Annotated in this window: 7 protein-coding genes and 1 pseudogene; 4 read left to right on the top strand and 4 right to left on the bottom strand. The window is 77.9% G+C overall.

The genetic code is table 11. The features are described from left to right. Positions 1–89: 89 nt before the first annotated feature. On the bottom strand, positions 90–755 hold the full coding sequence (locus EJA20_RS12725; protein WP_129338538.1) for a TetR/AcrR family transcriptional regulator: 666 nt from the start codon (positions 753–755) through the stop codon (positions 90–92). Positions 756–908: 153 nt separating this feature from the next. Here EJA20_RS12725 and EJA20_RS12720 point away from each other — a divergent pair, with 153 nt between their 5' ends. Continuing rightward, complete coding sequence (locus tag EJA20_RS12720) at positions 909–3,680, top strand: MMPL family transporter (RefSeq protein WP_205687488.1); 2,772 nt, start codon at positions 909–911, stop codon at positions 3,678–3,680. Between the two features lie 74 nt (positions 3,681–3,754). On the opposite strand, the gene EJA20_RS19515 is transcribed toward EJA20_RS12720, so the two are convergent. Together EJA20_RS19515 and EJA20_RS12710 are read right to left on the bottom strand one after the other, a co-directional pair. Then, positions 3,755–4,294 carry an ArsR/SmtB family transcription factor gene (locus EJA20_RS19515; protein ID WP_240675469.1) on the bottom strand — a complete coding sequence of 180 codons (540 nt, stop codon included), beginning with the start codon at positions 4,292–4,294 and terminating at the stop codon, positions 3,755–3,757. Beyond that, entirely contained in the window at positions 4,291–5,556 is a 1,266-nt protein-coding gene (locus tag EJA20_RS12710; protein ID WP_240675468.1) for an MFS transporter, read from the bottom strand. Before EJA20_RS12710 ends, EJA20_RS19515 begins: the two co-directional genes overlap by 4 nt. A gap of 96 nt (positions 5,557–5,652) precedes the next feature. Between EJA20_RS12710 and EJA20_RS12705 the strand changes: the two genes are divergently transcribed. The 3 genes and pseudogenes from EJA20_RS12705 to chrA all read left to right on the top strand — a co-directional run. Further along, positions 5,653–6,180 carry a Chromate resistance protein ChrB gene (locus tag EJA20_RS12705; protein WP_205687487.1) on the top strand — a complete coding sequence of 176 codons (528 nt, stop codon included), beginning with the start codon at positions 5,653–5,655 and terminating at the stop codon, positions 6,178–6,180. Then, positions 6,177–6,455 (top strand): chromate resistance protein ChrB domain-containing protein, encoded by a 279-nt coding sequence (locus tag EJA20_RS12700; protein WP_129338535.1) that lies wholly within the window; start codon positions 6,177–6,179, stop codon positions 6,453–6,455. The genes EJA20_RS12705 and EJA20_RS12700 overlap by 4 nt, the downstream gene beginning before the upstream one ends. After that, a pseudogene (gene chrA, locus EJA20_RS12695) lies at positions 6,452–7,798 on the top strand (chromate efflux transporter); the annotation flags it as partial. The gene EJA20_RS12700 and the pseudogene chrA, both read left to right, overlap by 4 nt. Positions 7,799–7,839: 41 nt before the next feature. Here chrA and EJA20_RS12690 read toward each other — a convergent pair. Beyond that, a complete protein-coding gene (locus EJA20_RS12690) occupies positions 7,840–8,799 on the bottom strand; it encodes a manganese catalase family protein (RefSeq protein WP_129338533.1) in 960 nt (319 codons plus the stop codon). Between the last annotated feature and the right edge of the window lie 38 nt (positions 8,800–8,837).

Genomic DNA, 8,837 nt, shown 5'->3' with positions numbered 1-8,837 from the left:
CGCGGTGCCGGCGGCGGGCGGGTCCCGCGCCCGGTCCGGCGTGCCCGCGTCCGGCGCGGGCGGGGTCGGCGCGGGGGGCGGGCCGACCCTCAGGCCCGGGGGAGGCCGGCCCAGTGCCGGGAGACGTCCTGCAGGTCCGGGGCCGGCGCGACGCGCAGGGGCCCGCGGGCCGAGCCGGCGCGGAGCCCGTCGAGGACGACCTGCAGGTAGCGCCGGTAGAGGTCCGGCTGCACCTCCGCGCTGTGCCGCGCCACCTCGGTCACCATCCACAGCGCGATACGCACGTCCTCCACGACGACGTCGGGGCGCACGTCGCCCTCGGCGACGGCCCGCTCCAGGAGCTCGACGAGCACCGTGCTGATGGCACCGCCCACGGCCGGCAGGACGCCGGGGTCGGCCGTCAGCACGAGCGAGCGGAGCCCGAGGTTCTCGGCGAGCGCCGCGGCGGCGCCCTCGAGGAGGGCGCCGAGCCCGTCGACGGCACGCGTCGCCGTCCGCGCGCGCCCGGCGAGCGCGAGCACCTCGTCGCCGGGCTGCTCCAGGGCGGCGAGCACGAGCTCGTCGCGGTCGGCGAACCGGTTGTAGACCGTGCCGACGCCCACGCCGGCCCGGTGCGCGATCTCGTTGAAGCCGACGTCGAGGCCGCGCTCGGCGAAGAGCTCGCGTGCGGCCGCGACGATCCGCTCCCGGTTGCGGCGGGCGTCCCGCCGCAGGGGTCGCCCGGCCGTGGTGCCGTCGCGACCCGTGCCGTCCATGGTGGCCGAGGGTACGGCCGGGAGCCGCCTGGGAGCACCGTCACAGCGGCCGGGGCCGGTCCCCGGCGCGGTGGGACGGCGGCGCCCGCCTACGATGCTGATAGCACCTATCAGGACGCGCCCCGGCGCGTCGCCCGATCCGGGGGGACACCCATGGCCGACCTGCTCTACCGGATCGGACGCGCCTGCGGCGGCCACCCGTGGCGGGTGGTGGTGGTGTGGACGCTCGTCCTGGCCGCCGCCGTGTCGGGCTACCTCGTGGCCGGCGGGACGCTCGCCTCCACGCTGAGCATCCCGGGCACCCCGACGGCCGAGGTCACGGAGCGGCTGCAGCGCGAGCTGCCGAGCACGAGCGGCGGGACGGGGTCCCTCGTCCTGCGCTCCGCCGACGGCACCCCGCTCGACGACGCGCAGCGCGCCGGCGTCGGCGACGCCCTCGCGGACGCCGCCGAGGTCGCGGGGGTCGCGGCCGTCGTCGACCCGTTCGTCACGCAGGAGCAGCGGGCGGAGCAGGAGGCCCGGCTCGACGACGGCGAGGCCGAGCTGAGGGACGGGCGCGCCCAGGTCGAGGCGGGCCGGGGCCAGGTCGCGGCCGCCCGCGCGCAGCTCGACGCCGGGGCGGCGGCGGGCGCGGACCCCGCGACCCTGGAGGCCGCGCGGGCCCAGCTCGACGCCCAGAGCGCCGAGCTCGACGCCGCCGAGAGGCAGCTGGAGGGGGGTGCGGCGGCCCTGGCCGACGGGCGCACGCTGCTCGACCTGGCCGAGGGGATCCGGACGGTGTCCCCGGACGGCGCCACCGCCGTCGCGACGATCGTGTTCGACGAGCCCCTGCTCGCCGTCACGCCGGAGACGAAGGGCGCGGTGGTCGAGGCGGTGGCGGGCGCCGACCTGCCGGGCGTGCAGGTCGAGCCCTCGGCCGACCTGTCCGGCGGCGTGCCGTCGCTGGGCGGCGTGTCGGAGGTCGTCGGGCTGGCGGTCGCGGTCCTCGTGCTCGTCGTCATGCTCGGCACGCTCGTGGCGGCCGCCCTGCCGCTGCTCACGGCCCTGGTCGGCGTCGGCGTGGCCGCCACGGCCACCCTGTCCTTCTCCGGCGCGGTCGAGATGTCCTCGGTGACGCCCGTGCTCGGCCTCATGCTCGGCCTGGCGGTCGGCATCGACTACTCCCTCTTCATCCTCAACCGCCACCGCCGCCAGCTGCGCCGGCACGTGCCCGTGCTCGAGTCCATCGGCCTCGCCAACGGCACGTCGGGCAACGCGGTGGTCTTCGCGGGCAGCACGGTGGTCATCGCCCTCGTCGCGCTGAACCTCACGGGCATCGGGTTCCTCGGGCTCATGGGCACCGCGGCCGCCGTGGCCGTCGCCGTCGCGGTGCTCGTCGCCGTCACCCTCACGCCCGCGCTCCTGGCCCTGGCCGGGCCGCGCGCCCTGCCCCGGCGCCAGCGGACGTCCGAGCCCGCCCCGGCGCCGCCCGCCCGCGCGATGTCGACGCCCTGGGCGGTGCTGCGGGTCGTCCTGTGCGTCGTCGCGCTCCTCGTGCTGGCCGTGCCCGCCGCGTCCATGCGCCTGGGCCTGCCCGACGGGTCGCAGGAGGCGGAGGACACGAGCGCGTACCGGGCCTACGCCGCCCTCGCCGAGGGCTTCGGCGAGGGGGCCAACGGGCCGCTCCTCGTCGTCGCGGACGTGCCGGACGGCGCCACCGGCGACACGCTCGTGGCGACCCAGGCGCGCCTGGCGACGGCGATCGCCGGCACCCCGGACGTCGTCGCCGTGGCCCCCGCCGGGTCCGACGCGGCCGGGACGGTCCTCGCGTTCCAGGTCGTGCCGGCGGAGGGCCCGACGAGCGAGTCCACCGCGGACCTCGTCCACGCGCTGCGCGCCCTGACGCCCGCCGAGGACCCCGACGTGCGGCTGTCCGTGGCGGGTGCCGCCAGCGCGAACATCGACATCTCGGAGAAGCTCGCGGACGCGCTGCCGCTCTACCTCGTCGTCGTCGTCGGGCTCTCGCTGCTCATCCTCGTCATGGTGTTCCGGTCGCTGCTCGTGCCGGTCCTCGCCACGGGCGGCTTCCTCCTGTCGCTCCTGGCGACCTTCGGCGGCGTCACGGCCGTCTACCAGTGGGGCTGGCTCGGCGACCTGTTCGGCGTGCACGACCCCGGGCCGGTGCTCAGCTTCCTGCCGACCATCCTCATCGGGGTCCTCTTCGGCCTCGCGATGGACTACCAGCTCTTCCTCACCTCGGGGATGCGGGAGGCGTACGCGCACGGCGCGCCCGCCCGCCTCGCCGTCACGGAGGGCGTCCGCGCCGGGCGGGCCGTCGTCACGGCCGCCGCGATCATCATGGTCTCCGTCTTCTCCGGCTTCGTCTTCTCGCACGTGGCGGCGGTCCGTCCCATGGGCTTCGCCCTCGCGTTCGGCGTGCTCGTGGACGCCTTCGTGGTGCGCATGACCCTCGTCCCCGCGCTCATGCACCTCCTGGGCGAGCGGGCGTGGTGGCTGCCCCGCGGGCTCGCCCGGGTGCTGCCGGACGTCGACGTCGAGGGGGCGGCGCTCGAGCGCCACCACCCGGTCGCCGCCGTCGCCTCCGCCCCCTCCGCCGCCGCGCCCGGGATCGCCGGCGGGCCCGCCGTGCCCGCGGTGCCCGCCGCCGCGGGACCGGACGCCGCCCCCGGCGCCCCGTCGACGGCCCTACCGGAGCCGACCCCCGGGGCCGGCACGACGGCCGGACGGCACGCCGCCCCACCGTCCGACGGCGCCCGGGGGCGCCCCGACGGCCCGGACGGCAGGGACGGCACGCACGGCACGGGCGGCCCGGACGGCCGGGACGGCACGGGCGCGACGGCCGGGCGCCGGGCCCGCCGCCAGGCCGGGCGTCCTGCCGGCCGGCACGCGGCGCCGTCCCTCGACGAGGGGCGGACGGAGGTCTGAGACCGGCGGTCCCCGACGGGAGTGCCCGCGGCGGCGCCCCACGGCCGGGCCCGTGCGGGCGGCGGGCGGCGGCGTCAGCGTCCCGGTGCGTGGTGCGGCGGGTCGAAGGGGTGCCGGACGTGCTCGGCCTGGTGCAGGACGTGGGCGACGAGGGCAGCGACGTGCTCGTTGGCCAGCCGGTAGTGGACCGTGCTCGCCTCCCGGCGCGTGCGCACGAGCTGCCCGCCCCGCAGCCGGGCCAGGTGCTGCGACACGGCGGGCACGGGCCGGTCGAGGGCGAGCGCCAGCGCGCCCACGGAGCGCTCGCCCGCGGCCAGGTGCCGCAGGAGCGCCAGCCGCGTCGGGTCCGCCAGCAGCCGGAGCACCTCGACGGCGACGTCCAGGTGCGCGGGGTCGAGGTCCGCGGGTCCGAGGTCCGCGCTGCCCGGGTCGGCGGCGTCCTGGTCGGCGGCGTCCTGGTCGGCGGCGCCCAGGTCCGCGGGGCGCAGGGGCGTGGCGTGCGCGTCCGGGCCGGGGCCCCGACGGGTGACGGACGCCGCCGCGGGCAGGCCCGCCCCTGCCCCCGCGGGCACCGGCCCTCCGGGGGTCGGCCGGCGGTGCCCGGGACCCGTCACGCGTCCGATGCTGCCACCGCCGCGGCCCGCCCGGGCGCCGCGGCCCCGGCGCGCCGCAGCAGGAGGGCGGCGGCGATGGTCGCCCCGCCGGCGAGGGCGGCGCACACGAGCGCGACCGCGCCCAGGCCCAGGACCGTGCCCAGCCACCCGACGAGGGGGTAGGTCACGAGCCAGCAGGCGTGCGAGAGGGAGAACTGCGCCGCGAGGACCGCGGGGAGGTCGGTGTCGGCGACGTGACGGCGCAGGATGCGGGGAACGGGCGTCTCCGCCGCGCTCCACCCCGCCCCGACGGCCACCCAGAGCGCCGCGACCGCCACCGCCGCGGACGCCGGGCCCGGGGCCGCGAGGGCCGCCGGGACCAGGGCGCACCCGGCGGCGGCGACGGCCGCGCCCGTGAGGAGCAGGCGGCCCTCCGGCACATGCCCGAGCACGCGGGGGAGCACGAGCGCGACGAGCACGGACCCCGCCCCGACGGCCCCCAGGAGCGCGGCGGCGCCGTCCTCGCCGAGGCCGAGCGTGGTCCGCGCGAGCACCACGGTCTGGACCAGCACGAACGCGCCCGCCGCGGCCACGGCCAGGTCGAGCGCCAGCACCGGCCGCAGCGCCGGCGTCCGCGCCAGCAGCGCGATGCCCCGCCCGGCGCGCCGTCGGACGCCGCCGCCGTCCGGCGCCGGCGCGTCCCCCGCGGCCACCGGGGCGGGCAGCCGCACCCGCAGGAGCAGGGCCGCCGAGGCGGCGAACCCGGCGGCCGTGCCCCAGAACAGCGCGGACGAGGGCAGGACGAGCAGCAGGAGCGCGGCCAGCAACGGGGCCGCCACCATCTCGAGGTCCTCCGCGACCCGTGACGCCGACAGCGCCTGCGTGTAGCGGCGGTCGTCGGGCAGCACGCGCGGCAGCGCGGCGGCGAACGCTGGGGTGTGGACGGCCGACGCGGCCTGGAGGACGAGGACGAGCGCGTAGACGTGCCAGGTCCGGTCCACGAGCGGCAGGCCCGCGACCGCCACGACGCGCACGAGGTCGGCGCCCACCAGCACCCGCCCGGTCGGCCGGGCGTGGACCACCGCGGCGGCCACGGGGGCGAGGACGACGTACGCGACCATCTTGATCGCGAACACCGTCCCTAGCACGAGCCCCGCGTCCCGCCCGGCCATGTCGTAGGCGAGCAGCCCGAGCGCCACGGTCGTCAGGCCGGTGCCGACGAGGGAGACGACCTGGCCCGTGAGCAGGACGCGATACGTCGGGTGGGCGAGGGCGGACGGCACGGCACGATCGTCACCCCAACTTGCGCCGTTGCGCAAACAGCGGAGTCGACAGGCTGCTCCTTGCCCGCGCGGGTGCAACCGTGGTTGCATCGCCGCGTGGACGGGTCGGGGAGCGGCGGCGGCGCGTGGGTCCTGCTCACGTACCACCTGCCGCGCGAGCCCTCGACGCCCCGCATCGCGGTGTGGCGCCAGCTGCGCCGCCTGGGGGTCGCCCAGCTCGCGGACGGGCTCGTCGCGCTGCCCGCGGACGCCCGGACGCGGGAGGCGATGGACCGGACCGCCGACCGCGTCCGTGCGGCGGGCGGCACCGCCGGGGTCTGGCTGGCGCGGCCCGGCGCCGCCGACCAGGAGCGCGAGCTGGCCCGGGGGCTGCGCGAGGCGCGGGCGGAGGAGTACCGCGGGATCGCCGCGCGGGCGTCCGCAGCCGTGGGCACGCCCGAGGAGCGACGGCGGGCCGCGGAGCGGCTGCGGGCCGAGCTGCGCCGCGTCCGCCGGCGCGACTTCTTCCCGCCGCCGGAGCGCGAGGCGGCCGTCGCCGCGGTCGAGGCGCTGGCCGCCGGCGGGACCGGGGTAGCACCGGGGACGGCACGGGCCGCGCTCGCCCGGGTGGAGGGGACCGCGTGAGGTGGGCGACCCGCGCCGGGGTGCACATCGACCGGGCCGCGTGCACCTGGCTCATCCGGCGCGCCGTCGACCCGGGGGCTGAGTTCGTCCTCGTCGCCGGTCCCCACGACGTCCCGGCGGACGCGCCACCCCGTTCGGCGGGCTCCGACCTGGCCCTGCGGGGCCTGTCCATGGTCGCCGACGACGAACGGGTGCCGGAGCTGTCCGGCCCGCTGCTCGACGGCGCCCACGAGTTCTTCCGACGCGAGCTCCTCCCGGGGAGGGAACCGGCATGACCGCCACCCACGACGACGACCGCCCGGCCGCCGGCCGCGCCCCCGGCACGGGCGCCGACGTCGTCCCGTTCCGCGACGCCACCCGCGCGTGGTTCGCCATCTCGCTGCAGACGTTCGGCGGGCCGGCCGGCCAGATCGCCGTCATGCAGCGCACGCTCGTCGACGAGCGCCGCTGGATCGGGCAGCGCCGGTTCCTCCACGCGCTGAGCTTCTGCACCCTGCTCCCGGGGCCGGAGGCGCAGCAGCTGGCCGTCTACGTCGGCTGGCTGCTCAACGGGGTGCGCGGCGGGCTCGTCGCCGGGACGCTCTTCGTGCTGCCCGGCGTCGTCGCGCTGCTCGCCCTGTCCGGCCTCTACGTGGCGGCGGGCGACAGCGCCGTGGTCACCTCCCTCTTCGACGGCCTCGCCGCGGCGGTGCTCGCGATCGTCGCCCAGGCGGTGGTGCGCCTCAGCGGGCGGGCCCTCGGGCACCCCGCGCTCGTCGCCGTCGCCGTCGCGTCCTTCGTCGCGCTCGCGCTGCTGGCCGTGCCGTTCCCGGTGGTCGTGGCGGCCGCCGCCGCCGTCGGGTGGGTGCTCGGGCGCTGGGTGCCGCGGTCGGGTCGGCCGTCGCCCGAGCGCCCCGACGCTGGGCCGGCGCCGCTCGTCCCCGACGACGCCCTGCACGCCGGACGTCCCTCGGGTCGGCACGCCGCGCGCGTGCTCCTCGTCGGGCTCGCCGTCTGGGCGGCCCCGGTCGTCGCGGCCGCGCTGCTGCTCGGCCGCGACGGCGTGCTGGTGGAGATGGGCCTCTTCTTCTCCGGCACGGCCCTCGTGACGTTCGGCGGCGCCTACGCCGTGCTCGCCTACGTGGCGCAGCAGGCCGTCGCCGTGCACGGCTGGCTCGGCCCCGGCGAGATGGTGCGCGGCCTGGCGCTCGCCGAGACGACGCCGGGCCCGCTCGTCATGGTCGTGCAGTTCGTCGCGTTCCTCGGCGCGCACCGCGACCCGGGCGGCCTCGACCCGTGGGTCGCCGCGGTGCTGGCGTCGCTGCTCGTCACCTGGGTGACCTTCGTGCCGAGCATCCTGCTCGTGCTGCTCGGCGCCCCGTGGGTGGAGCGGCTGCGCGGGAACCGCGCGCTCACCTCCGCACTCACCGGCATCACGGCGGCGGTCGTGGGCGTCATCGCGAACCTGGCCGTCTACTTCGCGCTGCACACCCTCTTCGCGGGCACGCGGACGGCCGCCTGGGGGCCGGTCTCCCTCGAGCTGCCGGTGCTCGGGACGCTGCGGCCCGCGTCGCTCGTCATCGCGCTCGTCGCCGCCCTGCTGCTCCTGCGGCTGCGCTGGTCCGTGCTGCGGACCCTGGGCGTCTGCGCGGCGCCGGGGCGCCGAGCGGTCGGGACGCGTCAGGACGCGGGCGCGACCGGCCCGTACAGCGGCTGGACCTCGTCCATCTCGAGCTCGGCCGTGCGCTGGATGAGCGCGAGCAGCTCGGGGTCCAGGCCGGGGGCGAACTCCTCGGGCCGCTCCTCGGCGATCTCCAGCGGCACGCCCTCGGGCGCCTGCTCCGTGGCGTCGAGCGTGGTGCCGTCCGCCGAGGGCGACATCCCCCGGTAGATCTTGCCGGCCTCCGACGCCGCGGTGAGGTCGAAGCTGTACTGCTTGCTCTGCAGGCCGAGGTCGACGAGCTTCTTGACCTCGGGGAACCGCTCGGCGTTCGTCTTCGGGATCGGCAGGACCTTGCCCCAGTCGACCCCGAGGGTCTCCAGGGCGCGGGCGTAGGCGTTCTCGTGCGCCTGGTCCCGCACGATGAGGTAGGAGATCGTCGAGCGCGCCGTCCTGTTGTCCGTCATCTCGTAGATGCGGCACTTCTGCAGGCGGCCCGTCGACTCGAGCATGAGGTTGTAGAGCAGGTCGAGCACGAGGTTGCCCGAGTTGTAGACGCAGGAGCCGCTCCACGGGTTGCCCGCCGCGTCCACGGGGAGCGCACCCTGCGAGGCGACGAGGTAGTGGTGGATGTTGCCCTGGTCGAGGGCGAGACCGAGCGGGGTGGCACCGCCGGCGCCCGGGGTGTCGAGCGGGTCGGTGGGCTTGCCCTGGTAGCGCGGCGAGCCGTCGAGGAGCCGGGAGATCGTCGTCCCGATGAGCTCGACGTGGCTGATCTCCTCCGTGCCGATGCCCTGGAGGAGGTCGCGGTAGGGCTTCCCGGCCGGCCCGCGGAAGTTCATGCTCTGGAACAGGTACTGCATCATCGTGCGCATCTCGCCGAACTGGCCGCCGAGCCCCTCCTGCAGCGCGTTCGCGGCGGCCGGGTCCGGCTCGTCGGCGACGATCTCGTGGATGAGGCGCTGGACGTGCAGGTACATGGTGCTTCCCTCCGTCGGGTGAGCGTACGGACCCACCG

The organism is Cellulomonas endophytica, from assembly GCF_004123805.1.
Lineage (GTDB): Bacteria > Actinomycetota > Actinomycetes > Actinomycetales > Cellulomonadaceae > Cellulomonas > Cellulomonas endophytica.
Note: the sequence above shows the minus strand (reverse complement) of the source record. Positions and strands in the feature narration are given on the sequence as shown.